Origin of the sequence: Pedobacter puniceum (assembly GCF_009674685.1) — a bacterium.
GTDB classification, from domain to species: Bacteria; Bacteroidota; Bacteroidia; order Sphingobacteriales; family Sphingobacteriaceae; genus Pseudopedobacter; species Pseudopedobacter puniceum.
Genome location: NZ_WKJI01000001.1, coordinates 67,077 through 92,843 on the forward strand (window position 1 = coordinate 67,077; position 25,767 = coordinate 92,843).

25 protein-coding genes and 1 tRNA gene are annotated in these 25,767 nt (G+C 35.4%); 11 read left to right on the plus strand and 15 right to left on the minus strand.

From position 1 onward, the window contains the following. Positions 1-3: 3 nt before the first annotated feature. Genes GJJ64_RS00410 through GJJ64_RS00420 form a run of 3 tightly spaced genes read left to right on the plus strand, consistent with a single transcriptional unit; the run spans position 4 to position 1,981 of the window. Positions 4-648 (plus strand): carbonic anhydrase, encoded by a 645-nt coding sequence (locus GJJ64_RS00410; RefSeq protein ID WP_154285819.1) that lies wholly within the window; start codon positions 4-6, stop codon positions 646-648. Positions 649-706: 58 nt separating this feature from the next. Beyond that, positions 707-1,117 (plus strand): hypothetical protein, encoded by a 411-nt coding sequence (locus tag GJJ64_RS00415; RefSeq protein ID WP_154285820.1) that lies wholly within the window; start codon positions 707-709, stop codon positions 1,115-1,117. 39 nt (positions 1,118-1,156) lie between these two features. Beyond that, positions 1,157-1,981 (plus strand): HAEPLYID family protein, encoded by an 825-nt coding sequence (locus GJJ64_RS00420; RefSeq protein WP_154285821.1) that lies wholly within the window; start codon positions 1,157-1,159, stop codon positions 1,979-1,981. A gap of 20 nt (positions 1,982-2,001) precedes the next feature. Here GJJ64_RS00420 and GJJ64_RS00425 read toward each other — a convergent pair whose 3' ends face one another. The 6 genes from GJJ64_RS00425 to GJJ64_RS00450 all read right to left on the minus strand — a co-directional run bounded on the left by GJJ64_RS00425 (position 2,002) and on the right by GJJ64_RS00450 (position 5,795). After that, positions 2,002-2,592 carry a hypothetical protein gene (locus GJJ64_RS00425; RefSeq protein WP_154285822.1) on the minus strand — a complete coding sequence of 197 codons (591 nt, stop codon included), beginning with the start codon at positions 2,590-2,592 and terminating at the stop codon, positions 2,002-2,004. A gap of 78 nt (positions 2,593-2,670) precedes the next feature. Then, a complete protein-coding gene (locus GJJ64_RS00430) occupies positions 2,671-4,329 on the minus strand; it encodes an FAD-dependent oxidoreductase (RefSeq protein WP_317162885.1) in 1,659 nt (552 codons plus the stop codon). Between the two features lie 121 nt (positions 4,330-4,450). Next, positions 4,451-4,810, minus strand: coding sequence for a type II toxin-antitoxin system VapC family toxin (locus tag GJJ64_RS00435; protein WP_317162908.1), 360 nt, complete (start codon positions 4,808-4,810; stop codon positions 4,451-4,453). Between the two features lie 11 nt (positions 4,811-4,821). Then, the gene (locus tag GJJ64_RS00440) at positions 4,822-5,037 is read right to left on the minus strand and encodes a hypothetical protein (RefSeq protein ID WP_154285823.1); all 216 of its coding nucleotides are present in this window, start codon (positions 5,035-5,037) and stop codon (positions 4,822-4,824) included. Between the two features lie 87 nt (positions 5,038-5,124). Then, positions 5,125-5,198 (minus strand) — tRNA-Ile (locus tag GJJ64_RS00445). A 99-nt stretch (positions 5,199-5,297) separates the two neighbouring features. Then, complete coding sequence (locus GJJ64_RS00450) at positions 5,298-5,795, minus strand: nucleoside deaminase (RefSeq protein WP_154285824.1); 498 nt, start codon at positions 5,793-5,795, stop codon at positions 5,298-5,300. A 77-nt stretch (positions 5,796-5,872) separates the two neighbouring features. On the opposite strand from GJJ64_RS00450, the gene GJJ64_RS00455 reads away from it, so the two are divergent. The 8 genes from GJJ64_RS00455 (at position 5,873) to aroC (ending at position 14,600) form a co-directional block, all read left to right on the plus strand. Continuing rightward, complete coding sequence (locus GJJ64_RS00455) at positions 5,873-6,514, plus strand: HAD family hydrolase (protein ID WP_039453658.1); 642 nt, start codon at positions 5,873-5,875, stop codon at positions 6,512-6,514. A gap of 30 nt (positions 6,515-6,544) precedes the next feature. Then, positions 6,545-6,751 (plus strand): RNA-binding S4 domain-containing protein, encoded by a 207-nt coding sequence (locus tag GJJ64_RS00460; protein ID WP_154285825.1) that lies wholly within the window; start codon positions 6,545-6,547, stop codon positions 6,749-6,751. Beyond that, positions 6,748-7,815 (plus strand): 3-dehydroquinate synthase, encoded by a 1,068-nt coding sequence (gene aroB, locus GJJ64_RS00465; protein ID WP_154285826.1) that lies wholly within the window; start codon positions 6,748-6,750, stop codon positions 7,813-7,815. The genes GJJ64_RS00460 and aroB overlap by 4 nt, the downstream gene beginning before the upstream one ends. A 982-nt stretch (positions 7,816-8,797) precedes the next feature. Continuing rightward, a complete protein-coding gene (locus GJJ64_RS00470) occupies positions 8,798-9,187 on the plus strand; it encodes an endonuclease domain-containing protein (RefSeq protein WP_154285827.1) in 390 nt (129 codons plus the stop codon). A gap of 731 nt (positions 9,188-9,918) precedes the next feature. Then, complete coding sequence (locus GJJ64_RS00475; RefSeq protein WP_154285828.1) at positions 9,919-10,749, plus strand: prephenate dehydratase; 831 nt, start codon at positions 9,919-9,921, stop codon at positions 10,747-10,749. A gap of 91 nt (positions 10,750-10,840) precedes the next feature. Then, the gene (locus GJJ64_RS00480; protein ID WP_154285829.1) at positions 10,841-11,944 is read left to right on the plus strand and encodes a chorismate mutase; all 1,104 of its coding nucleotides are present in this window, start codon (positions 10,841-10,843) and stop codon (positions 11,942-11,944) included. Beyond that, positions 11,944-13,188, plus strand: coding sequence for a 3-phosphoshikimate 1-carboxyvinyltransferase (locus GJJ64_RS00485; RefSeq protein WP_154285830.1), 1,245 nt, complete (start codon positions 11,944-11,946; stop codon positions 13,186-13,188). Before GJJ64_RS00480 ends, GJJ64_RS00485 begins: the two co-directional genes overlap by 1 nt. A gap of 323 nt (positions 13,189-13,511) precedes the next feature. Continuing rightward, positions 13,512-14,600 (plus strand): chorismate synthase, encoded by a 1,089-nt coding sequence (aroC, locus tag GJJ64_RS00490; RefSeq protein WP_154285831.1) that lies wholly within the window; start codon positions 13,512-13,514, stop codon positions 14,598-14,600. A gap of 1,520 nt (positions 14,601-16,120) precedes the next feature. On the opposite strand, the gene GJJ64_RS00495 is transcribed toward aroC, so the two are convergent. From GJJ64_RS00495 to GJJ64_RS00535, 9 genes are all read right to left on the minus strand, one after another. After that, positions 16,121-16,675 (minus strand): WcaF family extracellular polysaccharide biosynthesis acetyltransferase, encoded by a 555-nt coding sequence (locus GJJ64_RS00495; protein WP_154285832.1) that lies wholly within the window; start codon positions 16,673-16,675, stop codon positions 16,121-16,123. Continuing rightward, positions 16,653-17,222, minus strand: a complete 570-nt coding sequence (locus GJJ64_RS00500; RefSeq protein WP_195759194.1) for an exosortase/archaeosortase family protein — start codon at positions 17,220-17,222, stop codon at positions 16,653-16,655. The genes GJJ64_RS00495 and GJJ64_RS00500 overlap by 23 nt, the downstream gene beginning before the upstream one ends. After that, the gene (locus GJJ64_RS00505) at positions 17,212-18,069 is read right to left on the minus strand and encodes a glycosyltransferase family 2 protein (protein WP_154285834.1); all 858 of its coding nucleotides are present in this window, start codon (positions 18,067-18,069) and stop codon (positions 17,212-17,214) included. The genes GJJ64_RS00500 and GJJ64_RS00505 overlap by 11 nt, the downstream gene beginning before the upstream one ends. Before the next feature lie 3 nt (positions 18,070-18,072). Then, positions 18,073-19,518, minus strand: coding sequence for a glycosyltransferase (locus GJJ64_RS00510; RefSeq protein WP_195759195.1), 1,446 nt, complete (start codon positions 19,516-19,518; stop codon positions 18,073-18,075). Between the two features lie 363 nt (positions 19,519-19,881). After that, positions 19,882-21,135 carry a glycosyltransferase family 61 protein gene (locus tag GJJ64_RS16860; RefSeq protein WP_154285836.1) on the minus strand — a complete coding sequence of 418 codons (1,254 nt, stop codon included), beginning with the start codon at positions 21,133-21,135 and terminating at the stop codon, positions 19,882-19,884. A gap of 50 nt (positions 21,136-21,185) precedes the next feature. After that, positions 21,186-22,283, minus strand: a complete 1,098-nt coding sequence (locus tag GJJ64_RS00520) for a glycosyltransferase (protein WP_154285837.1) — start codon at positions 22,281-22,283, stop codon at positions 21,186-21,188. Positions 22,284-22,286: 3 nt separating this feature from the next. Beyond that, positions 22,287-23,516, minus strand: coding sequence for a glycosyltransferase family 4 protein (locus GJJ64_RS00525; RefSeq protein ID WP_154285838.1), 1,230 nt, complete (start codon positions 23,514-23,516; stop codon positions 22,287-22,289). Then, positions 23,473-24,729 carry a hypothetical protein gene (locus tag GJJ64_RS00530; protein WP_154285839.1) on the minus strand — a complete coding sequence of 419 codons (1,257 nt, stop codon included), beginning with the start codon at positions 24,727-24,729 and terminating at the stop codon, positions 23,473-23,475. Before GJJ64_RS00530 ends, GJJ64_RS00525 begins: the two co-directional genes overlap by 44 nt. Continuing rightward, entirely contained in the window at positions 24,717-25,736 is a 1,020-nt protein-coding gene (locus GJJ64_RS00535; protein ID WP_154285840.1) for a glycosyltransferase family 4 protein, read from the minus strand. The genes GJJ64_RS00530 and GJJ64_RS00535 overlap by 13 nt, the downstream gene beginning before the upstream one ends. Positions 25,737-25,767: the final 31 nt, after the last annotated feature.

Genomic DNA, 25,767 nt, shown 5'->3' on the forward strand with positions numbered 1-25,767 from the left:
ATCATGATTGAAACTAAGCATATAACATACGAGTCTTTAATAGAAGGCAATAAAGAGTGGGTAGCAGAAACTTTGAAGCAAGATGCTGACTATTTTAATAGATTGGCATCCGGACAAAAACCTCCGGTTTTATGGATAGGTTGCGCCGATAGCCGTGTTCCCGCTAATCAAATAACAGGTACTCTACCTGGAGAAATTTTTGTACATAGAAATATTGCAAATGTTATTGTTCATAATGATATGAGTATGTTATCGGTACTAGATTACGCCGTTAACGTATTAAAAGTTGAGCATGTTATTATTGCCGGACATTATGGCTGTGGTGGTGTTGCTGCCGCGATGACTGATAAGCAGTATGGATTAATTGACAACTGGTTGCGTAATATCAAAGATGTTTATCGTTTACACAAAGCAGAGATTGATGCTATTGCAGACCAAGAAGAAAAGGTTAGAAAAATGGTACATCTAAACGTAATAGAAGGCGTAAATAAACTTTGCGGAACTTCTATCATTCAAAATGCCTGGGCTCGCGGGCAAGAGTTAGAAGTACATGGCTGGGTAATTGATATCGAGACAGGTTTCATCAAAGACCTAGAAGTTACTTGTAATAGTAATGACGATTTTGATCATATATTTAAATTAGCTTAATTAGAACTAAATACCAATACAGCAGCATGTTTCTTGCTGCTGTATTATTTTTTGTAAAATGAAAAAGCTTAGGTCTTTTAAATTTGACAGCTTCATATTTTACATCATTGCAGCTATTGTATTTAACTTTAGCTATGACACTCCTGATACGCTACATACCAAACGCTTGACCAATTTGGGTTTTCAAGATAATCTTCAATTAAATGATTATGAATCTTACTATGAATTCTTCTCAGAATTTATATTAGGGTTAGATAATCATATAGAAGAGCAACAAGAATCAGAACAAGAACAAACCAACATTAAATTAAAGTTGTATATCACGCTATTTACAACTCTCGAACTTTTTTATATACCGATGTTTTTATCTGATTTGATTGATTTTAACATCCAAAAGCTACCTAAAGGCAAATTACTCTCCATATTTCTTCCGCCAGAATTATCATCCTTCTTAGCAACAACTCCGTAAAGAGAATTTTTTAAAATTATTTTAATAAAAAAAAGACTGATGATAAAATATGTAATCAGGCTAATGGCATTCTTTTGCTTTTTAGCTTTATTTAATCAAGCCACTGCCAAACAAGACAGTACAAAATTCATTAAACTAGAACATGCAGAACCTCTTTATATTGATTTGATTAGAGATTTAGGAGCAAGAAAAGGAGAGAAAGAATGGAACGTGGGTTTAGGCATCCAAGATAATCTTAATTACGATGAGATAGAGCTTTTGGTAGAATATGAATGGGCAATAGCTAATCGTTTAGGTTTAGAGATAGAAGTACCTGTAAGTTTGTATAGTAAAAATGGCAAGGAAACTATTATTAAACAACCTTCTCATGCTTTTGAAGGTTTAAAAACAGCTTTTCAATGGACGTTTCTGGTGAATCCAAAGCTAAGAACCTCAATGGCTTTTGGCTATATCAATAAAGTAAAATTTACTGAGTTAAATAATATCACAACCAGAAATATGTTTGTAGGAAATAGCTTCAATCCATTTTTAGTAATAGCTAAGAGGATAGGAGCTAATTTCCATAGTTTGGTGTATACCGGGCCACAGTTTTACAAACCTTTTGTGAAGAAAAGTTGGGAGAATAGCTACGATGTAAATACAAACTTTCATTATATGATAACTAGCTCAAGAAATTTTATAGGGATAGAATTCAACAAGACCTTTAGAAATGAGGATTTTGATATGATGATAAGACCCCAAATGCGAGTAAGTATTGCTGATAATTTAATGGTTGGAATTGTTTCTGGTATTCCTGTAAATCGGGAAAATAAAAGGTTCCAAAGTTTTTTAAGGCTTATTTATGAGCCGGGCCACAAGCACTAACCATAAACAGCTTTGCAGAATTACCGCTGCAAAGCTGTTTCTTTTACCTCTAAAAGGTTATAATTACTTACAGATAATTTTATCCAGCCATAGCTGATGCTGGCGTCTTGTTTTTCTAATCTGAGGCCTATATAGTAGTCTGTTTTTGAATTCCATGTGCCAGATATAGAATCTCTTACTGCACTTGAAGGAGACCTTTCATAATAAGCCATTAAAAATTCACCACTTTCCCAGCGTTCTTTTTCTTCAATTAAATCCTTATAAGAAAAGGTTTTAGGGAAAGCCAAACTATTTATCAATGCTACTTTAAGTTTGCCGTTTAAGGTCTTTGTTTTTAAGCTTTTGATGGTTTGGCTAGTGGTATTATTCTGGCTAGCTGTAAAACTAATGTCTGCTAAAGCGTCTTCATTAATATCAATGGTAATGGTTTTATTTTCAATAGCATTTGAAAGTTTAATATCCTTAACAGGATCAAATTTTTGATAAAAAAGTAAATCGGTTCTTAAGCTATCTATCACCACATAATTGGTACGTCTGCTAAAGTTTTCATCCTCAGAACAAGCATAAAGTGCTATACAAGCAAGAAATAATACAAAATAGCCTAATCTCATTTCATAGAAATATTTCACTAAATGTATAAAAAAGCTGTCGTTTTAAATAATCAATTCTATGTCTTTTCTCTTTATGCGTTATAAGCTCTTTTCATCTTTGCATATTTTCCAAAGCAAATATCCGCCAGATAAATTGCTGATGTTTTCAAAGCCATGTTGTGTTAAAATCCTTTGAGCCAAATATCCTCGCATACCTTGTTGGCAAAAGATGTAAACAGATTTGTCTTTTGGCACTTGATGTAATTTGGTCCTAATTTCATCTAAAGGAATATTCATAGCATTTACCATACTTCCTTGCTCAAATTCTTGAGGGGTTCTTACATCAATCAATACATATTCATCTTTTAAAGCCATAAATTCATCAATACTTATGGTTTTTAACCGACCTAATAATATATTTTCTGCCGTAAAACCAGCCATATTTACAGGGTCTTTGGCCGATGAATAGGGTGGGGCATAAGCATGCTCAATCTCCATCAAATCGTAAATAGTACCTTCATTTTTGATAACTTGAGCCAGTAAATCAATTCTCTTATCAACGCCTTCTTTTCCAATAATTTGGGCGCTTAACAATTTGCCATCATCAGGAGAGAATGCAATTTGTATAGTCATCAGTTGGGCATCAGGATAATAACCCGCATGAGAATTACCATGTATAATTGATGTAAGATGTGGTATTTTAAGTTTTTGAAGATGTTTAACTGCTATTCCGGCTGTAGCTACTGTTAAATCAAATAGTTTAACAATGGCTGTTTGTATTGAACCCCTATAGAGCTGATGATTACCCAAAACAATATTATTTGCGCATATCCGACCTTGTTTATTAGCTGGTCCGGCTAGTAAGCTTAAGCTTGCTTGTTGCGATATTGGATTTTCAAATTCGACAGCATCACCAACCGCATAAATATCAGGATCAGAAGTTTGCAGATACTCATTCACCCAAATACCTTTAGCATCGCCAATTCTTAGTTGAGCAGTTTCTGCAAGCTGTGTATCGGGTTTAACCCCGATAGCTAAAATCACAATATCTGCTATTAAAGGAGCTTTGTCTTTAAGGTGTACATGAATGTTTTGATTTACTTTTTCAAAGCCAGTTACCTGTGTATTTAAAAAAAGATGCAAGCCTTTTTCTCGTAGATGTTTTTGTACAATGGCTGCAATTGGGAAATCTACAGGAGCAAGAATTTGATTTCCCATCTCCACAATACTCACTTCCAGTCCTAATTCATGAAAGTTTTCGGCCATCTCTAAGCCAATAAATCCTGCCCCAATTACTACTGCTGTTTTGGCTTTTTTAGCTGTGATGTAATGCTTGATGCGGTCTGTATCCTGAACGTTTCTAACAGTGAAAATCCCTTCTTCATGGATGCCGCTTAAAGGCGGGACGATGGGATTGGCACCAGGCGATAAAATTAGTTTATCATACGTTTCCTGATATGTTTTTCCGCTAATGAGGTTAGTTACTGTAATGTTTTTTTCTGTTGCAGAGATAGCATTAACCAAGCTGTTGGTTCTTACATCTACTTTAAAACGGATAGCAAAAGAAGCCGGACTTTGTACAAATAGTTTGTCTCTGTCTTTGATGATATTGCCAATGTAATAAGGCAAACCGCAATTAGCATAAGAGATATATTCGCCTTTTTCAAACATGATGATTTCAGCATGTTCATCCAGTCTTCTTAACCTGGCTGCAGTACTAGCACCCCCGGCTACTGCACCTATTATAATATATTTCACAATCTTGATTTTTCTTCAAAATTGCCAATGTTAGGTCTTTGCTATGGTGACAATAGTCACATAAGGAAAGTGATTGTTGTCATAAATGAGTACGGCTTAAAGTAATATTGAATTTTGAAATTTATAATGCCACGATTTCTAATTCATCTATACGTTCGAAATGCTTTTTATTTAGTGTTAAGATTGGAAGTTCATGTACAATACAAGTAGCAGCAATAAATAAATCTCTAAATTCAATCATCTTATTAGTCAATCTAAGATGATGGTATACCATTGCGGCTCTTGTTGCTATAAAATCAGTAAACGAAAGAATTGTGAAATTATCAATAATTAATTTAACATCTCTTTGCTTAGCATCTGTTGTAGCGCCCATGTAAAGCTCATAAAGTGTTACAGAGGAGATGAATAGATTATTGTTTTCTGAAATTTTATAAAGAGTAGTGGATAGCTTGTTTTTAGAGCGAAGATGCTCTATGAAAATTCCAGTATCTGCTACCGTTGTTGGGGTTTTAGATTGTCAAAAGCTGATTTGGTGTCGTCAAAAACTTTTAAATCTTCATCAGACCATACAGAAACATTCGTTAAGTTTTTTTTGAAATCTGATTGACTGATTTTTTGCTCAGCTTGAATAACAACTCCAAGTTCTTTTAAGATTTGCTTTACAAGAGTGCTTTTTGTTTCTGGGATATTGATAATCAGCCTTTCCATAATTAAATTTACTAATATTGAAGTATTAATACAATTTAAAAATCAGCTTAAACAAAAAAAGCTTTCATTTCTGAAAGCTTCTTTTTGTGCACCCACCTGGGCTCGAACCAGGGACCAAAAGATTATGAGTCTTCTACTCTAACCAACTGAGCTATAGGTGCTGAAAATCATTACTGATTTGCGGATGCAATGTTACGAATTTGCCATCAAATTCTAAAAAATAAATTTAAAATACTTGCAAAATATTCATTACGAAAACTTTACAAGCTTCCATTCTTGATTTTTGCTTTCTCCTGTTCGTCTAATTCATGGTATTTCTCAAAGCTGATGATGCTCTCGGCAGGTAAAATACGCTTGAAAGATAATTTCCGCTCTGCAATTGGAAGCTTTAATTCTTCGTAAATAAATTCATCTCCAAAACCTGCCCAATCTGCATCTGTGCGGGTGTTGCCATAATAAACTTCTGTAATATTTGCCCAATAAATAGCACTCAAACACATAGGGCATGGCTCGGCACTGGTATATAAAATTGCTCCCTTTAAATCGGCTTGTTTAAGATTCTTACAGGCCAGCCTAATGGCATTAACCTCTGCATGTGCAGTAGGGTCGTTATCTTTATTTACGCTGTTGGCAGCAGAGGCTATTATTTTACCATTTTTAACAATCACACAACCAAATGGTCCGCCGTACAATGTTTTAAGGTTTCCTTCTGCTAAGGCAATGGCCTTTCTCATCATTTCTTCGTGTATGTTACTCATGCTAGATACGCTTATTTTTGTTCTTGACGCAAAAATCTATCCATAATCAAATGAAAGATTAATACCTTTGACACATCATGAAGGCAGTAAAAACAATCATTTTCGACTACGGTAACGTTATCTTCAACATAGATTTTAAAAGAACACAGCAAGCTTTTATAGATTTAGGTATCCAAAATATTGAAGAATTTTTTGCGCATAAAGGTCACGACCCGTTGTTTGATGAGTTTGAAAAAGGAAATATTTCGGCAGCCGAGTGGCGAGAAGGTATCAGACGTAAGGCAAAACAACCGCAACTAACCGACCAGCAGATTGATGATGCTTGGAATACTTTATTGCTAGGTGTTCCCGATGGAAATCATGATTTATTGTTGAAAATAAAAGCCCAGTATCCAACTTTTTTACTGAGTAATAACAACGAAATCCATTACGATTGGATTATGAAGTATCTAAAAGCAGATTTTGGTTTAGCAGATAATTCCTCTTTCTTCATTAAAGATTATTACTCTCATTTGTTAAGGATGCGTAAGCCTAATGCCGATATCTTCGAATATGTATTAGATACACACGGACTAAAGCCTGAAGAAACATTATTTATAGATGATAGTCCGCAGCATCTTAAAACCGCCCAAGAATTGGGTTTACAAACCTATTTGATGACAGCTCCAGATAATTTACAGCTGTATTTTAGTAAAAACGGACTGTTAAGAGACCTATAAATTGTAGATGATTTTTGTAAGTTTGCGCAAATGATTGAATTTAAACTAGAAGGCGAGTTTATCCCGCTGATACAGCTCCTAAAAGCAACAGACTTAGTTTCCTCTGGGGGCGAAGCACAAGCGGTAGTGATGGATGGCTTGGTACAATACAACGGCGTTACCGATTACCGTAAGCGCTTAAAAGTGCGTAAAGGCGATACCGTAAAATTCAATAATAAAACCATTAAAATTGTATGAATCCTATCCAAAGCAGTACTTATCAGGTATATTTCGATAATAGTTTACAGGTTTTACAAGACCTTCTTCAACAAGGTAATTACTCTAAAGTATTTATCATTACTGATGAAAATACCGGACAGTTTTGCCTGCCTGTTTTACAAGAGAAATTATCAGCGTTAGATAATTTTGATATTATAGAAATCCCTTACGGGGAGGAAAATAAAAATATTGATTATTGCATAGGTATCTGGAGGATGTTATTGGATTTTGAAGCCGATAGAAATGCAGTAGTGATAAATTTAGGTGGCGGTGTAGTTACCGATATGGGAAGCTTTGCTGCATCAACCTATAAAAGAGGGATAGATTTTATTCAGATTCCTACTACGCTACTTTCCCAAGTAGATGCTTCTGTTGGTGGTAAAACAGGTATCGATATCGAAAATGTAAAAAATATCATCGGCACTTTTGCTTTGCCACAAGCAGTTATCATTTGTGCAGATTTTTTACAAACCCTGCCAGAAAGACAAATCATATCAGGTTTTGCAGAAGTTATCAAACATGGTATCATCGCTGATGCTGCTTATTATCAAGATATCATCAGCTTGGCTCATGCAAAAGATATCAGTACAGCGCAAATACATGCATCCGTAGCAATTAAAAATAAAGTTGTTTTGGAGGATCCTTTTGAAAAAGGCTTAAGAAAAATCTTAAATTTTGGACATACTATTGGGCATGCCGTAGAATCTTGGTCTTTAGAACATGATAGCAGTCCGCTTTTACACGGCGAAGCCATTGCCGTAGGGATGATATGTGAGTCGTATCTAGCTCACATGACAGGCATTTTAGAAGAAGAAGATTTTAAAGCCATTGTTCAAGATGTGTTAAAATTCTTCCCAAAATATAAGCTTAAAGAAGGCATCGAAAATGATTTACTCGCGATTATGCAGCATGATAAAAAGAACAGTGCTGGTAATATCAATTTCTCTCTACCAAATAAAATCGGGAATTGCTTGTACAATCAGGTAGTTTCTAAAGATTTGATTATAGAAAGTTTAGCTTATTATAGAAGTTTAAATAGTTAAACTTTCATTTCTAAAAATATAATCTTATTCTATTTGTAAGGTGTCTTTTTTTAGAAGGGGTGCAGGGGAAGGTCTTTCTACTCAGTACTTTTTACTTACTACTTTTTAAAAACCCATTTGCAAAGTATTCCCCTCATTGAGGGGGTGCAGGGGGAGGCTTTATTGTATTTAATTAGTAATTCCTCCCTCTTTCATTCTCCCTCCAAAGGGAGACACTGGTGGCATACCTAGTAAGTGTGTTAAATAGAATTTTATTTTCATTATAAAGTATAATCCTAGCCCATATGCAAGGTGTCCCCCTCATCGAGGGGGTGCAGGGGGAGGCTTTATTGTATTTAATTAGTAATTCCTCCCTCTTTCATTCTCCCTCCAGAGGGAGATATTGGTGGCATACCTAGTAAGTGTGTTAAATAGAATTTTATTTTCATTATAAAGTATAATCCTAGCCCATTTGCAAAGTATCCCCCTCATTGAGGGGGTGCAGGGGGAGGCTTTATTGTATTTAATTAGTAATTCCTCCCTCTTTCATTCCTCCCTCCAGAGGGAGACACTGGTAGCATACCTAGTAAGTGTGTTAAAAAGAATTTTATTTTCATTATAAAGTATAATCCTAGCCCATATGCAAGGTGTCCCCCTCATTGAGGGGGTGCAGGGGGAGGAAAACAATTAGAGCTCTCTCTTTTTCATTCTCTCTCCAGAGGGAGACATTGGCGGCATACCCTTCAAGCGAATTAAATTATTTTTTACTAACTTATGTCTTAACCCAACTGCAAGGTGTCTCCCTCATCGAGGGGGTGCAGGGAGAGGATAACATTATGATAGTATTAAATTGCTATACATTATACTTTCCATTATTAATCTTTTAAAACTTACCCAACTGCAAAGTATTCCCTCATTTGAGGAGGAGATAACGCGATACCATACAAACTCAAGTATGAATATTCTGGTATATTACTATTTTTATTAATCAATCAGCTACACTATGGACAAAGCAAATAAAGAAAATCATTTTCTGTACAACATAAATCTACGAGATTATGCAAAAGTCAACCGTAAGGAAATGACCAAGGCTGAGGCCTGTATATGGAAATTTGTATTATCTGGTAAACAAATGATGGGTTATCAGTTCCGAAGACAGAGACCCATTTTGAATTATATCGCGGATTTCATGTGTAAAGAGTTAATGCTGATTATTGAAGTAGACGGTTTAACACATCATTGGGATGAGGTGTCAAAAAAAGATGCCATTAGAGATTGGGATTTAAAATCAGTTGGTTTTCATATTATTCGTTTTTCAGATGAGGAAGTATTATCGGATATAGAAAACGTAAAAAGAGCTATCGAAAATTTCATCTTTAATCTAAAGAAATGAGGGCATAGTGATGTTCTTCCTCCCTCTTTCATTCTCCCTCTAGAGGGAGACACTGGTGGCATACCTAGTAAGTGTGTTAAAAAGAATTTTATTTTCATTATAAAGTATAATCCTAGCCCATATGCAAGGTGTCCCCCTCATTGAGGGGGTGCAGGGGGAGGCTTTATTGTATTTAATTAGTAATTCCTCCCTCTTTCATTCTCCCTCCAAAGGGAGATACTGGTGGCATACCTAGTAAGTGTGTTAAATAGAATTTTATTTTCATTATAAAGTATAATTCTAACTCATATGCAAGGTGTCCCCCTCATCGAGGGGGTGCAGGGGGAGGCTTTATTGTATTTAATTAGTAATTCCTCCCTCTTTAATTCTCCCTCTAGAGGGAGACACTGGTGGCATACCTAGTAAGTGTGTTAAAAAGAATTTTATTTTTATTGTAAAGTATAATCCTAGCCCATATGCAAGGTGTCCCCCTCATTGAGGGGGTGCAGGGGGAGGAGATTCATTAGATCATGAATTAAAATCCCATTACTTCAGAAAAAATGTAAAAAAATATTGCATAAGAAAAATAAGTATGTACATTTGCATCCAACAAACAAAAAATGAAATTCAACGCTACATATTACTTCGGTTACTTTTATTATTCAAATAAGAGCCGGGCATAGTATGTTGTAATAGACTATAAAAATACAAAGACCCGGTCTATTTAGGCCGGGTCTTTTTTTTTAATCAGCATGAGCGCAAAAAAGAGAGTTGCAATACAGGGAATTAAAGCTTCTTTTCACGAAGAAGCCGCATTTAAGTTTTTTGGAGAGGATATAGACACTATCGAGTGCAACTCTTTTAAAGAAACTTTTCAGAAGCTTAAAGCAGGTGAGGCTGACTATGTGGTGATGGCTATTGAGAATAGCATTGCCGGAAGTTTATTGCCTAATTATACTTTATTAAGAGAGTATAATTTTCCAGTTATAGGCGAAGTTTACTTGCATATTCAATTGCATTTAATGGCGCTTCCAGGAGTTAAGTTCGAGGATATTAAAACTGTAACCTCGCATCCTATTGCTATCCGTCAGTGTAATGATTTTCTGGATGATTTCCCTCATCTTAAAGTAGTAGAAAGTAGCGATACTGCTGCCTGTGCTAAGAAAATCAAAGAAGAGCAATTAACAGATACGGTTGCTATTGCCAATAATTTAGCAGCAAAGCTTTATGGCTTAGAAATTTTAGAACGTAGGATAGAATCTAATAAGAAAAACTATACCCGTTTTTTAATTCTTACAGATAAGCAGGTAGATATTAAAGATAGCAACAAAGCTTCTTTGTGTTTTCAGGTAAATAATAATGTAGGCTCTTTAGCTGCTGTATTAAATATCTTCGCCGAGAATAATATCAATATGAGTAAAATCCAATCGATGCCGGTATTGGGTAAAAGAAATGAATATAATTTTTATGTAGATGTAGAGTGGAAAGATACGAAGCAGTATGATAGAGCCATCCGCGATTCATTAAAACATACCAGCAACTTTAGCATTTTGGGCGAGTATAAAAAGAACGATAAGGTTTAAAGTCGGAAGACCGATGTCGGAAGTCAGCAAAGTCTAACAACCGACAACTATTAATCATTAACAAAAACGAACAGAATAAAATAAAATAGATATGAAACTTAACTTAAACATACAACCACTAAGCAGCTGGATGAAGGTATCTAGCGAGCCATTAATCATCTCTGGACCATGTAGTGCAGAAACAGAAGAGCAATTATTAGCAACCGCTCATTTAGTAAAAAACACAGGTAAAGTAAGTGTTTTAAGAGCAGGTATCTGGAAACCAAGAACTCGTCCGGGAGAATTTGAAGGTATCGGAAGCATTGGTTTACAATGGTTAAAAAGAGCTAAAGAAGAAACTGGTTTACCTACAGCAGTAGAGGTAGCAACCGCAAAACACGTTGAAGAAGCTTTAGCAGCAGGTGTTGATATCCTTTGGATTGGTGCTCGTTCTACCGTAAACCCTTTTACAGTACAAGAAATTGCTGATGCTTTACAAGGTGTTGATGTACCGGTAATGGTTAAAAACCCTATCAACCCAGATTTAGCTTTATGGATTGGTGCTTTAGAGCGTATCAACAGAGCTGGAATCACTAAATTAGCAGCTATCCACCGTGGATTTTCTTCTTTCGAGAAATCAGCTTACAGAAACGAGCCTATGTGGGATTTAGCTATCCATCTTAAAACATTAGCACCAGAATTACCTATCTTGAACGACCCAAGTCATATTTGTGGTACAAGAGATTTAATTCCTTACATCTCTCAACAAGCATTAGACTTAGATATGCAAGGATTAATGATTGAATCGCACATAGACCCTTCTGTGGCATGGACAGATGCTAAACAACAAGTTACCCCAGCTGCTCTAGCTGAAATCGTTAATAACTTAACCATCAGAAAAGCAGATTCTTCAAATCCAGAGTTTACCGATAAATTACAAGGTTTAAGAGATTCAATTGATAGAATTGATGATCAAATCTTACAAAAACTAGGCGAGCGTATGGCTTTGGTAGAGAAAATTGGTGAGTACAAAAGAGATAACGATGTAACCATCTTACAGGTTAACCGTTGGGAAGAAATTTTAGAGAAAAGAACCGCTTTAGCAAGTGCTTTAAAATTAGAAAAAGATTTCACAGAGAAGGTTTTAGAATTGATACACGGCGAGTCTATTCGTAAACAAACCGAAATCATGAACGCTAAAACAGAACTAAACTAATGAGCGGAAATATCCTCATCAGTAAAGCTCCAAAACAAATACAGGAGACGATTAGGTTAACAGGTTCTAAAAGCGAAAGTAATAGAGCGCTTATTATACAGGCATTAAGTGGCGGAAAGGTTAAAGTAGAAAACCTTTCGGCTGCTGCCGATACCGTAACGCTAAATCAAATCTTAAATAGTTTAGCCCAAGAACCAGCAGAAGTAAATGTTGGTCCGGCTGGTACAGCTATGCGTTTCTTGGCTTCTTACCTAACTGTTAAAGGTGTTCAGACTGTATTAACCGGTACAGAGCGGATGAAACAACGTCCTATTGGTATTTTAGTTGATGCGCTTAATAAAATTGGCGGACAAATTACTTATGTAGAAAACGAAGGTTTTCCGCCTTTAAAGATAGCTCCTGCTTTTAAACAAACGCAAAATAAGGTAAGTATCAAGGGAGATATCAGCTCTCAATACATTACTTCTCTATTATTGGTAGCAGCCGCTTTAGAAGAGGGTTTAACTTTAGACATTGAAGGCGAGTTAACCTCCAAACCTTATGTAGAGATGACTTTAGGTTTCCTAACTCAGTGTGGTATACAACATACTTGGGAGGGTAATCAAATTACTATAGCACATCAAGAGTTTGAGCGTAGTACCCTTGTGGTAGAGCCAGATTGGAGCGCAGCATCTTATTGGTATGCTTTTGCTGCTTTGGCAGATGAAGCAACCATTACTTTACCTTATTTAAGGCAAAACAGCTTACAAGGAGATAGTGTTATTGCTACTATCATGGCGCATTTTGGTATTGCTACCGCTTACAGCGAAGAAGGTATCATCATTAAAAAAGTTCCTCATCAGCTCAGCGAAAAATTCTTTGATTTAAAAGATTGTCCGGATTTAGCTCAAACTGTTATTGTTTGTAGTGCTGCACTAGGGCATGAAGCTACTTTTACAGGTTTGGAAACTTTAAAAATTAAAGAAACAGACCGCGTTGCCGCTTTACAAAACGAATTGGCTAAAATAGGAGTAAAACTTATTGAGGAAAATCTGAACTATACTTTAGACTGTAGCGGATTACATTTTCCGGATAAAATCAGTATTGCTACATATGAAGATCACCGTATGGCGATGGCCTTTGCGCCTTTAGCAAGCTTGGTTAAAGAGGTTGAAGTAGAAGAAGCAAACGTGGTAGAGAAATCATATCCAAGCTATTGGGAGGATGTAAAGAAAATTGGATTCAGTCTAGAAAGTAAAAAGTAGAAAGTAAAAAGTAGCTGGGTGTCTCTTGCGCTCGTTTGCAATACGTTTGTCTTGCGCTCGTTTGTAACGAGTGCTTAACATGGTTTAGCGATTCAATCGCTTCTTTCTTGCGCTCGTTTGTAACGAGTGCTTAATATGGTTTAGCGATTCAATCGCTTAATGATATGCAATAATAGCCTAAGATTTTAACCTTGGGCTATAAGATAAAATAGATTTTGCGCTCGTTTGTAACGAGTGCTTAACATGGTTTAGCGATTCAATCGCTTCAAAGAGATAACTAGCAACCGTCAACTGACAACCAATAACTGATAATAAATAAAAACATGGCAGGAAATTCATTCGGACAAGTATTTAGAATTACCACTTTTGGCGAGTCGCATGGAGCGGCTATAGGCGTCATCATAGATGGTTGTCCGCCCAATATAGCGTTAGACCTAGACTTTATTCAGTACGAGCTGGATAAACGTAAACCCGGGCAATCTAAAATTACCACCCAAAGAAAAGAATCAGATACTTGTCAGATACTTTCTGGGGTTTTTGAAGGTAAAACAACAGGAACACCTATTGCTATTGTTATCCCAAATGAAGATCAGAAATCAAAAGATTACGATCATAATAAGGATACCTTCAGACCATCGCATGCAGATTATACCTATCAACATAAATATGGAATAAGAGACCATAGAGGAGGAGGTAGGTCATCAGCTCGTGAAACCGCAGCTCGTGTAGCAGCAGGTGCTATTGCTAAGTTGGCTTTAAAAAAGGTAGGAATAGAGGTGGTAGCACACGTTTCTTCTGTAGGCACTATTGATGCTCCGCATATCGATTTTACTTCAGTAGAAGATTTTGAAGCATTAAGAGAAAGTAATATTGTAAGATGTGCAGACCCTGCAACGGCAAAGGAAATGATAAACCTGATTGATCAAATCAGAAAAGAAGGTGATACTATAGGAGGTAAAGTAAGCTGTATCATTAAAAATTGTCCTGTAGGATTAGGAGAGCCCGTTTTTGATAAGCTACATGCAGATTTAGGTAAAGCCATGTTGAGTATTAATGCCGTACATGGTTTTGATTATGGTTCTGGCTTTGATGGTTCTACCATGCGTGGCTCAGAGCATAATGACATTTTTGAAAAGAACCATTTGGGAAATGTCATTACCAGAACCAATTTTTCTGGCGGTATACAAGGTGGTATTTCTAATGGTATGGATATCAATTTCAGGGTTGCTTTTAAGCCTGTTGCTACCATCATGACCAATCAGCAAACCGTTAATAAGGATGGTGATGCTGCAGAAATTAAAGGAAAAGGTAGGCATGACCCATGTGTTGTTCCCAGAGCTGTTGCCATTGTAGAAGCCATGGCTGCACTGGTCATCATTGACCATTATCTGAGAAATAATTTGTATCAATAGCATAAAAAAAGCTCCAATTTGGAGCTTTTTTTATTTAGAAGAAGAATAACCTGAACTATCAAAAAGTATAATCCTATTCTATTTGTAAGGTGTCTTTTTATAGAAGGGGTGCAGGAGGAAGGTCTTTTTACTCTATACTTTTTACTTACTACTTTTTAAAAACCCATTTGCAAGGTATCCCCCTTTAGAGGGGGTGCAGGGGGAGGAAAAAAGGCAGTCTGTATTCCTCCCTCTTTGATTCTCCCTCCAGAGGGAGACACTAGCGGCATAGTTACAAAGTTGATGAATCTTCCTACTCCGTACTTTTTACTTACTACTTTTTAAAAACCCATTTGCAAGGTATCCCCCTTTAGAGGGGGTGCAGGGGGAGGAAAAGGCAGTCTGTATTCCTCCCTCTTTGATTCTCCCTCCAGAGGGAGACACTAGCGGCACAATTACAAAGTTGATGAATCTTCCTACTCTGTACTTTTTACGTACTACTTTTAAAAACCCATTTGCAAGGTATCCCCCTTTAGAGGGGGCGAAGGGGGAGGAAAAAAGGCAGTCTGTATTCCTCCCTCTTTGATTCTCCCTCTAGAGGGAGACACTAGCGGCATAATTACAAAGTTGATGAATCTTCCTACTCCGTACTTTTTACTTACTACTTTTTAAAAACCCATTTGCAAGGTATCCCCCTTTAGAGGGGGTGCAGGGGGAGGAAAAAAGGCAGTCTGTATTCCTCCCTCTTTGATTCTTTCTCCAGAGGGAGACACTAGCGGCATAATTACAAAGTTGATGAATCTTTCTACTCCGTACTTTTTACTTTTAAAAACCCATTTGCAAGGTATCCCCCTTTAGAGGGGGTGTAGGGGGAGGCAGATAAAATTAATAGTAAGCGATATTTTATCTTTCTACTAGGTACTTTTTACTTGCTACTTAACATATCTTCCCTCTTTGATTCTCCCTCCAGAGGGAGACACTAGCGGCATAATTACAAAGTTGATGAATCTTTCTACTCCGTACTTTTTACTTACTACTTTAAAAACCCATTTGCAAGGTATCCCCCTTTAGAGGGGGTGCAGGGGGAGGAAAAAAGACAGTCAGTATTCCTCCCTCTTTGATTCTCCCTCCAGAGGGAGACACTAGCGGCATAATTACAAAGTTGATGAATCTTCCTACTCCGTACTTTTTACTTACTACTTTTTAAAAACCCATTTGCAAGGTATCCCCCTTTAGAGGGGGTGCAGGGGGAGGAAAAAAGACAGTCAGTATTCCTCCCTCTTTGATTCTCCCTCCAGAGGGAGACACTAGCGGCATAATTACAAAGTTGATGAATCTTCCTACTCTGTACTTTTTACTTTTAAAAACCTATTTGTAAGGTGTCTTTTTTAGAAGGGGTGCAGGGGGAAGGTAGATAAAACTGCGTCTGGCTGAGTGGAATCGAAGAATAACAAAAAAGTTTGCTCTATGAAATATGTTGTATTTTAAGATAATCTCTCTAACCACCTAACCAACTAATACCTAACCAACTAACCAACTAACTACATCATCACCCTCTCTTTAATTTTCACAGCAGGAGCGCCCTGATAAATACTATATGCTTCTAAATCATGATGAGCTACAGAAGCCATACTCAAAACAGCATGACTTTTACAAGTAACGCCAGGGCACACAATAGCTTTTGCGCCAATCCATACACCATCTTCAAGTTTAATAGGCTTGGTAAGCAAATCAAAATTTTTGCTTTTATAGTCATGATTTCCTGTCATCAACATAGCGCCTTGGGAAACACAGCAATTAGCACCAATATGCACATGGTCCAGATTTTCAATAAAACATTCTGCCAACCAAGAATGGTCTCCTAATGTTAATTTCCAGGGGAATTTAATATGTACATAAGGTTTAACACGAACATCTTTTCCGATTTTAGCCCCAAATAATCTTAAGATCCATACTAAAACGATGCTGAAAGGAATCAATCCAGACCTAAAGAACAAGGCACTGCAAAAATACCAAAGAACTTGTTTGAGTACCGAAGCTCCATGGTCAAACTTACCTGTATCAAATTTCTTTTTAAGTTGTACTTTCTCCGACATGTGATTTTTTATTAGGTGCATTTTTTTTGTTCATCCAAAAATACATCCCTGTAAAGATGATGATATAACATATCCAATTGAATATATCATGATGGTCTACACGCATACCTGCCACTGTCTTTGCATAAAAAGCTACAACAAATAATCTCAACATATTAAATAAAGAAAATAATAAGACACTGCTTAAGATGAAAATTAGCCTGTTTTTAAACTTCTTATCAGGTACAGCTAAACCAAAAGCAATGAGTAAGCTGATGATGCCATAGCCCAAACAGCTATATACAATTTTAACTCCGCCATGCCCAATCAATAGCATAGCTGTGGCATTACTAATACTTGTTATATCAAATAGAGAAGCAATGATTTGAGACCCCGAGATTAAAAGATTCCTATACCAAGCAATAAAGTTTAGATGTTGATGTGCAAAAGGCCAATATAATCCGCCTGGAGCACAGATACCTATCCAAAACTCAAAAAAATAGTCTAAAGCAAAATAAATTAGCAGTAGCGTGAAGATAAATTTTGTTAGTTTTTGATTATAGGCCATCTTGTTGTTTTTTAAGCTCATAAATTTTGGCATCTATCAAAAATCTAAACCAGAAACACTGTAAAAAATGAAATATCAATCCTTCTTTGCCATCCAGAAATCCTAATCTAAAAAAATATCTGATGAAAAAGTAAACAAAAGGTCTTACAAATAAAGGAAAACGCTCGTATAAATTTTTCATATACCTTCTTCTAGCAATAGGATTATTATCTTGTAAAGAGCCTTTTATAACTGATCCTTGGTGTTGTGGATGAAATTGTTCGAAGGCTTCTAAATTAGACCATTTATCGTGTCTTAAAGTAAAGGTGCTTAAAGATTCTGTAATTAAATCAATAATATCTCCTTTAAGTTTTTGGGTTTTACCATCCACTTTAAAATGCTGGTCATAAAGTTTTTCTTCACATAAACCTTTGCCTTTCCTAAATAGCACAGCATGGTAGGTAGGGTAGTGGCCACCATATTTAATCCATTTATTCATAAAGATGGTTTTCCTACTGGCTAAAAATCCGTTGATATCATCGGCTATCTGCTTGTTAAAAATGCTACTTACTTCTGCTCTAAACTCTTCTGTAAGCCGATGGTCTGCATCCATATTCAAAATCCAAGGGGTATTGATAGGTAAATGTTGAATAGCCCAATTTCTTTGTTCGCTATAATTTTCAAAAGGATGCTGAACAACTTGTACTGGATAATTTTTTAGTATTTCTAAAGTAGCATCGGTAGAACCAGAGTCTACAACAAATATTTCCTCAGCAAAATCTAGAGCACTCTCTACACAAGCTTTGATATTCTTTTCCTCATTAAAGGTTAAGATGATGATACTAATAGGGATTGGTTTGGTATTCATCGTTTATGTATTTGAATGAGTTGTGATATAATGATACATTGCTTGATAATGTTGAAGAATATTGCCTTCTTTAAAGTCGTTTCTTATGGAGTTTTGCAAGCTTTCAGGCTGTATTTTATTATTTAAGATAGCCTCATAAGCTTTTTGTAAGCTAACCTTTATATCGGGAGCTGTTCTTTTACAAACCCATCCTAAATCCTTCTCTTTTACATAATCACTCAAACCTACGTTTTCGGTAATAAGTACTGGAGTTCCGCCATACAAGCTTTCAATAACTACGTTAGCAAAATTCTCATCGTAAGAAGGCAAAACAAATAAATCATGTGATGCCAATAAGTCAAACTTCTCGTCCCCATAAACAGGGCCTAACCAATGGACACGCTTAGCAAAGTCCTTCTTCTTAATTCTATATTCACTTATCCCTTCTATCTGCTCTCCACCCAGCCTACGGTCTGCGGACTTCGGTCCTCTTTCCCAACTTTCACCTTCACTCACAACTTCCTGCCGCTCTCCACCCAGTCTTCCGTCTGCGGACTTCGGTCCTCGGTCTTCTTCCAACTTCAACCTTTCAACATCACTTATCACTTCCTGCCGCTCTCCACCCAGTCTTCCGTCTGCGGACCTCAGACCTCGGTCTCCAGTCTTCGGTCCTCGGTCTCCAGTCTTCGGACCTCGGTCTCCAGTCTTCGTTCCTCGGTCTCCAGTCTTCGGTCCTCGGTCTTCTTCCAACTTCAATCTTTCAACATATTCCATTTCACCATCTCCAACAACACTCAATTCCCAAGGGAAATCTAACTCATTCAAAACTTCAAATAACAGTTCAAGTCCTTTTTTCTCCTCTATGCGAGATAAAAATATCAGTTTTAATGTGTGATCTGTTTTTTCTTTTTTGTTTAGCTTTTTCTCCCATGGGAGCTTTACAAAGTTTGGGATATTAAAAATAGACTTTGGTTTTAGTAAAGCTTGCGTATCTCCAGCCTCTTTAGTACTGGTGGTATGAAAATAACAGGCATTCAACAAATTTTTACCCAATAATTGATGAAATACCTTTTTTAATAAACTTTTATCTTTTTCGAAAGAGTATAAGCTTAGAGTACCTCTTGGACTTAAAATCACCTTTACCCCTCTAAATAAAGCTATTAAACATGAAGGCATGGTTATCAAATTCCACCAAGCATGAATATGTACCACATCAAACTGTTTTACAGTTTTCCATAAATGCCATAAAAGAGCAGGCGAAAAGTGACTATGATCTTTGGTAATACGCTTAAAGTAAGTTACTTCAATACCTTCTACAATTTTAGTTTCCCCATTCTGGTAGGGCAATTCCTCTTTCCCATTGGCTAAAGTAGTATAAACGCATACAGTTGTCGGTTGCCAGTTCTCGGTTGCCAGTTCTGAGTTATCAGTCGCCAGACTGCGGTCCTCGGTCTTCGGACTTATAGTCATCGGTTGCCAGTTCTCGGTTGCCAGTTCTTGGTTATCAGTCGCCAGACTGCGGTCCTCGGTCTTCGAACTTATAGCTGTCGGTTGCCAGTTGTCAGTGGTGTGTTCTGAGTTATGAGTCGTCAGACTGCGGTCCTCGGTCTTCGGACTATTATTATCTGTTTCCAGTTCCCTGTTTCCAGTTTTCAGTTTTACATTTATACCACTATTATCTCGCGGTCTTCGGTCCTCGGTCGTCGGACTCCCAACATCTAGCCTTCCGCTTTCCGCCTGAATTTCCTCACATAGCTTCGCTACAGACATTACTGGCCCACCGTAAACGTATGCAGGTTTATAAGAAGCTGTAATATGAAGGATTTTCATGGTTTAGGAAATAATGTAGAGTTGTTTCAGGAATTTTTTGAAATTCAACACGTTTATTCTTGTAGGGGCTTCCCTCGCTAGTCTATAAGATTTTATATTATTAAAGTATTCGTCCTCGCAATATGCTAAATACTTCAAATTTAACTGATTAGATATTGCCCAGTAATCTGTAACAACGAAGTCTGCTCCAAATATCTCAATAACGGTTGTATTAGGTTTGCAAAAGAATAAATTAACGAGACCAGCTCCATGAAAACCTATTATAGTTTTAGCATTATTAAATATGTTTGCTTGCTGCGATACATTGTAATCTTCTAGAAAAATTTCTTTAAAACCATAATTAGTAAGTTCTTTTACCAATTCATGTTCATCAGGAGAAGATCTTGATGATTTACGTCTTGAGAGGTAAATCCTCTCGTACATTAATTCTACATCATCATATCCTTTTAAAAAAAGTTCCTTTAAAAATAAATCTTCTTGTTTATCAAAAGAGGTTGAATCGCAATTTAATGCTCTAATAGAATAAGGAGGTATAATCAATTTTTTAGCATTTAAGTGCTTTATATCTTGAGTTAAATTCCAACTTTTAAAATTAAAACCATTTTTTATCAGGACTTCTTTACTAAAATCTTGATATGAATGTTTTCCTCCAGTATGTATAATATCATATTTAGAGAAATCTATATCAAGTTTTGTTAACCATAAGAATCTAGTCATATGGTCCCTGAGCCAATGACAGTAATTGTTATCAGCATATCTTGTGTCTAATAAAACTACCTTATCAAATTTTTTTAAACTTGGTAGTTTTAAAAGGTATAAAGATTGGTGCTTTTTATAGTTATTTTCATTTTTTAAAGGAGAGCATGGTAAAAATATTTTATCGTCATTAGTTATTACAGTTCCACCAGTGCTATTTGTGTACAAGTATCTTCCATTTTTTATTATCCAAGCAACTTTTGAAATAATAATAGAATTTAAGTTTATGCTAAATTTTTGTTTAACAAAGACCGAATTTGTTTCCGGCATCGCTCTTTTAAGAGTTTCTTGTTCGTAAAGTTTAGTTTCGATAATAGGAAGGTTTGTTTTTTTTTGATTATAATCAGCACTATCTTTATAAATCCCTCTTGGAGGTCCAAAATATAAAGATGAACCAGGTAGTAGATGTAAAAAATTAAAAAGAGATTTTAGATATTTTACAATTATAAATCTATTTTTTACAAAAGGTATATATTTTATTATAAAGGCTTTATAATTCACAAAAATAACAAGGTAAATATATGATTAGTATGTTAAAAAAAGTAGTATAATTAAGTAATACTATTTAGAATATTTGACCACATACTGGTATAACTCCATTTACTCAATACTTCCTTATTCTTGAATTCTTTTTTTAAAATGTCAAGTTTAAATGATGCGTCCATTGCGGCTTTTAATTCCTGATGATGTCCAAAAGTATAAGTAAATCCGTTGATGTTATTTTCAATTAAGTCTTTAGCTGCACCAACTTTATCCGAGCATATGACAGTACATCCTGCAGCCAATGCTTCTTGCACAGATACTCCCCAGGGTTCGTTTTGTGCAGCATGAATAAAAATATCACTTAACTGATAATAAGCTGGAAGCTCAGTATAGTTAACATATCCTGTAAAAATAATAGTCAAATGTGGATGTGCTTTAGCGAAATTTTTAAGATTTAACCTTTCTTCTCCGTCACCTATTAAGATTAAGCAATATTCTGGGTTATTCATTAAAACAAAGGCTTTAAGAATATCCCAGGGGCTCTCTCTTTTCATAAATTTAGCTACGGATAGCATCACTTTTTTATCTTGGATTTGATATTTTGCTATCAGTTGATTTTTCAATGGATGCGGCCTACCAAATAAATCGTTATCTGTACAATAGGAAAAGGTATGTATTTTGCTTAAAGGCACACCCATTTTTAATAAATATGCTGCACTTACTTTGCCTGTAACAAATAGCTTATCGTATCTATGATAGATAGGTCTCAATAAAAGTTGACGTAAAATAATCTGCCACCATTTTAAGTTAAATAAAACGGTATCCATTTTCAAAGCAGTAATAATTCCTTTACTTTTACAAAGTTCCTGAAATCCTTTATATTGGTTTTTATAACCATTGATAATCACTAAATCAAAGTCTAGTTTGTTTAAAAAGCTTTCAAAAGATGATAAATTATCTTCAGGCTCTAAAAAGTAAAAAGGATAACCTTCGTATAAATCAAAACCCCAACTGATTTCTTTTTTCAGTTCCCTGTCATAGTGCAGCTTATCTCGGTTCTGTAAATAAAACACAACAAATTCATGTTCAGTATCATGCTGGTAAATCCATTGATAAAAGGGGACTTCAAATTGCGTAGGGTGATTGACAATGAAAGCAATTTTCATGATTTAGGAAAGTAGAGGTTTAAAGAAATTATAGATCCGTTGGTCGTAGTCATCCCAGCGCATAATTTGGGCATGTTGCTTAACATCTTTAATCAGTATGAAGCGCTCTTCATCATTTAAAGCTAAAAACTGTAATATGCAAGCCAACAGACTATTTTCATCCAAAACTTCCATGATATAACCATTTTTTTGATGATGAATCATTTCACCTGCACCTACATAAGGCGATAGAATGTTGGGTATTCCTAAGGCCATAGTTTCTGGAACTACCATTCCAAAAGAATCGAACCTACTTGGTAAAATATGCAAATGAATGTCTTCCTGTTTTAAATATATAGCAAGGCTTTGTTGAGATAGCGGACCAGTAAAAATCACACTTTTTAAGTTTATTCCATGCTCTTTAGCAAAATCTTCTACCCATGTCTTGCTAATCTTACCAATCAAATAAAGCTTTTTATTGGGATGTTCCAATCTTTCAAAAGCAGAGAGTAAAATATCTAAACCTTTTCTTTTTTCTGTATTTGCTATGCAGGCTATATTTAGTATATTTCTATTGTAGGTAAAGTTTTCATTAATCAGCTCCTTAAAGTCTGTACCTAACCAAATTGCTTCATGTTTGATAGCGCTTGTTTTTCCTAAATAAGTTTTTTTGGCGAATTCAGAGCAATTAATACCATAGTCTATATATTGCCTCTCTAAAGTTTTAATCTTTTTGCCATAAGGCGTTTCCATAATTCCGGCATCTTCAGCAGCTTCATGGCTGATGGAAGGAAAATCCATGATGACTGGGATGTCCCATTTTTTAGCGAATTTTGCTATAGGCCAGGCTGCAGTTTCTGTAAGTACTAAGATGCAATCTTTACGCTTCCTAAATACCATAGGTAATAAAAACCAAGCAAATAGAACCTGCCATTGGTAGCGTGGGGTATGGCCTTTTTGAATACCTAAAATTTTATACAATTTAAGATGCAGTAACAATAGCAGTTCAAAGCATGGATAATGATGAACTTTGATATTTTTCGCAATGGGTTTTACCCTCTTTTTTAAGAAAGATAAATTTGAAAAGAAGCTATCTTCTTTTAGTAAAAACCAAGTATATAAGCTTATACTATTACTAGGAAAATATTTAGCTAAGGCATTAGCTGTTCTGTAAGTGTGTTGAATGCCAGGATGGATGAATAAGATATGTTTATGTGTTTTGTTCAATTTTTGTAGTTTCAGTTTCTTTGGCATGGCTTAATAACATTAGGCCAATAGCAAGATAAATAGCGCTGTAAATGTTAAATACAATAGAGCAATATAAACCTATAATAAAGAATAGGTAAATCTTAAAGCCTATACTAAAATTCAAATCTTTAATTAATGCAAATAGTAAAATAAATCTTAATAATAGTAAAAGATATCCACCTTCAATAACTGTCCTAAAAAGTTCTCCTTCATAGAAAATACTGGCTGCTTGTGGGGATTGTCCAAACAGAATATTAGCTCCCTGGTAGGTGGAACCTAGACCTATTCCAGTTAAACCATATTCATATTTACCGTCAATTGCTTCATAAATATCTTCTGTTAAACGACTTTCTCCTTCTTCACTGCTATTATCAAATCTTTTAATAAAGTTATCATAACTTTTTTCAACTCTGACATAAATATCAAGTGGGTCGCCAATTAGGGTGTTTGCAAATAAAAAAATAACACCAGCAATAAAAGTATTGAATATTGCCTTACTATTAAAAAAAGACTTTGTTTCAAATAAAAAAAACATGATAATGGTTAAGCCTACAAAACCAACTGTACCTCTTGACCCACTTAATAAAGCACCATAAAACACACTCAATAAGATTAGAAAGTTATATTTAGGATAGATTTCTTTTTTTATTAAATAAAAGCTAATAAATAAAGCTAAGAGTATAAAGGCACCATAACCGGCAATATAACTAAAGGTTCCGGTAACTCTTACTGCATCACCTACTAATGCGGCACCCGCTGTAGATTCTTCATCTACTGCATATCTATTAATGAAACTATCACCAGGCGAACTATATTGAATACTTCCAATGATAACTTGTATGGCTAATAAAACTAAAGTTGTAGAAATAAATTTTTTATCAATAAACGAAGCTTTATTTTTTTGGTAAGCCCATAAAATTCCAAAAAAGAGAAGGTGAATTAGAATCCCAAATAAACCGTGATATAGTGTATGATTCAAAGGATTCGTTGCCATAATAGCTAAGAAAAATAAATAGGTATAAAATATTCCCTTCGACAAATAATATTCATGTTTATGCTCGGATTTTAAAAAAATGAGTAGCGTTGGAATCAGTATGATTAATCCTACAAAAATATTATTTAAGGCAGAAGGTAAAGTAAGCCACTTTCTTAGAGCTCCTGAAAAAGTAGTTACATAAAGCAAGATAAATAATCCTTTATTAAAATCTAATTTAAACAATTTTCAATTAATTTATGATAACGCTCTATTACTGCATTCTGTGAATAAATTCTTAAGTGTTTTTCTGAAGATGATTCAAGTATATGATGATAATCTTGATAATTTTCCATACAATTTATCATCTTTTGCACCAAATCAGTTTGGTTGTTAGAATCAAAAGCAATACCCAAATTTCCACAAGCTTCAGTTAAACCACCTTTATTACTATAAATGGGTATACAGCCGCAAGCTATAGCTTCTAAAGCTACTACACCAAAGGGCTCTTGCCATATAGAAGGTATAACAGCTATTTGGTGTTCATTCAATTTAGCTGCTAGCTTATCGCCCTTCAAAATATCTGTAAAAGATACTTCTTTTTCTAAATGGTGTTTATTTACCAAAGCTAAAAGCTTTGGCTTATCTGGTCCATCGCCAACAATAGTTAAAGTTGCATCAGCATGCTCTTGCTTAAGCTTTGCAAAAGCTTCTATAAGGATATCACAGCCCTTATCAGAAACTAAGCGCCCAACAAAAATGAAACTCTTGTCTTTTCTTTTCAGGTGTTGGTTGTAGAATGTTTTATCATCATAAGAATTCCAAACAACATGTCCTTTTTTAGGTAATGTACCATTTACAAAATGCGAACAAGAAATATTAATGGCTAACCTACTTAAATTTCTTTTTAGCCATTCCAAAGGTTTTAATGTACCATCCCTATTAAAATAAGTAAGATGATGGATAACCATCCATTTTTTAGGAAAAAGTAATAATGGCCAAATTCCTTTTAAGCTTACGTTATGATGTATAAATAAATCACATTTTATATAAACGCTCCAAAATTCTAATGTCGAGATTTTCCTCAATATAGTATAATCAGCTTCTAGCTCCTGAACATCATTTAAATCCGTAGAGGTTATGATATAAACTTTATGTCCTTTTTTACATAAGCCTTCTGCCAGAATTTGTGCTACAGTTTCTAAGCCTCCAGTTTTAGGATAAAAGGATAAGCAATAAAAAAGGATTTTCATAGATGTAGTTAGGGCTTCTAAGGTTTAATTC

Bases quoted from the DNA above. Each gene is read 5' to 3' on its own strand.
- GJJ64_RS00420 (WP_154285821.1), top strand. From the start codon at position 1,157: ATGATAAAATATGTAATCAGGCTAATGGCATTCTTTTGCTTTTTAGCT.
- GJJ64_RS00475 (WP_154285828.1), top strand. From the start codon at position 9,919: ATGAGCGCAAAAAAGAGAGTTGCAATACAGGGAATTAAAGCTTCTTTT.
- GJJ64_RS00460 (WP_154285825.1), top strand. From the start codon at position 6,545: ATGATTGAATTTAAACTAGAAGGCGAGTTTATCCCGCTGATACAGCTC.
- GJJ64_RS00450 (WP_154285824.1), bottom strand. From the start codon at position 5,795: ATGAGTAACATACACGAAGAAATGATGAGAAAGGCCATTGCCTTAGCA.
- GJJ64_RS00415 (WP_154285820.1), top strand. From the start codon at position 707: ATGAAAAAGCTTAGGTCTTTTAAATTTGACAGCTTCATATTTTACATC.
- GJJ64_RS00510 (WP_195759195.1), bottom strand. From the start codon at position 19,518: ATGACTATAAGTCCGAAGACCGAGGACCGCAGTCTGGCGACTGATAAC.
- GJJ64_RS00535 (WP_154285840.1), bottom strand. From the start codon at position 25,736: ATGAAAATCCTTTTTTATTGCTTATCCTTTTATCCTAAAACTGGAGGC.
- GJJ64_RS00480 (WP_154285829.1), top strand. From the start codon at position 10,841: ATGAAACTTAACTTAAACATACAACCACTAAGCAGCTGGATGAAGGTA.
- GJJ64_RS00470 (WP_154285827.1), top strand. From the start codon at position 8,798: ATGGACAAAGCAAATAAAGAAAATCATTTTCTGTACAACATAAATCTA.
- GJJ64_RS00455 (WP_039453658.1), top strand. From the start codon at position 5,873: ATGAAGGCAGTAAAAACAATCATTTTCGACTACGGTAACGTTATCTTC.
- GJJ64_RS00425 (WP_154285822.1), bottom strand. From the start codon at position 2,592: ATGAGATTAGGCTATTTTGTATTATTTCTTGCTTGTATAGCACTTTAT.
- GJJ64_RS00525 (WP_154285838.1), bottom strand. From the start codon at position 23,516: ATGCCAAAGAAACTGAAACTACAAAAATTGAACAAAACACATAAACAT.
- GJJ64_RS00440 (WP_154285823.1), bottom strand. From the start codon at position 5,037: ATGGAAAGGCTGATTATCAATATCCCAGAAACAAAAAGCACTCTTGTA.
- GJJ64_RS00505 (WP_154285834.1), bottom strand. From the start codon at position 18,069: ATGAATACCAAACCAATCCCTATTAGTATCATCATCTTAACCTTTAAT.
- GJJ64_RS00410 (WP_154285819.1), top strand. From the start codon at position 4: ATGATTGAAACTAAGCATATAACATACGAGTCTTTAATAGAAGGCAAT.
- aroB (WP_154285826.1), top strand. From the start codon at position 6,748: ATGAATCCTATCCAAAGCAGTACTTATCAGGTATATTTCGATAATAGT.
- GJJ64_RS00495 (WP_154285832.1), bottom strand. From the start codon at position 16,675: ATGTCGGAGAAAGTACAACTTAAAAAGAAATTTGATACAGGTAAGTTT.
- GJJ64_RS00520 (WP_154285837.1), bottom strand. From the start codon at position 22,283: ATGAAAATTGCTTTCATTGTCAATCACCCTACGCAATTTGAAGTCCCC.
- GJJ64_RS00500 (WP_195759194.1), bottom strand. From the start codon at position 17,222: ATGGCCTATAATCAAAAACTAACAAAATTTATCTTCACGCTACTGCTA.
- aroC (WP_154285831.1), top strand. From the start codon at position 13,512: ATGGCAGGAAATTCATTCGGACAAGTATTTAGAATTACCACTTTTGGC.
- GJJ64_RS00485 (WP_154285830.1), top strand. From the start codon at position 11,944: ATGAGCGGAAATATCCTCATCAGTAAAGCTCCAAAACAAATACAGGAG.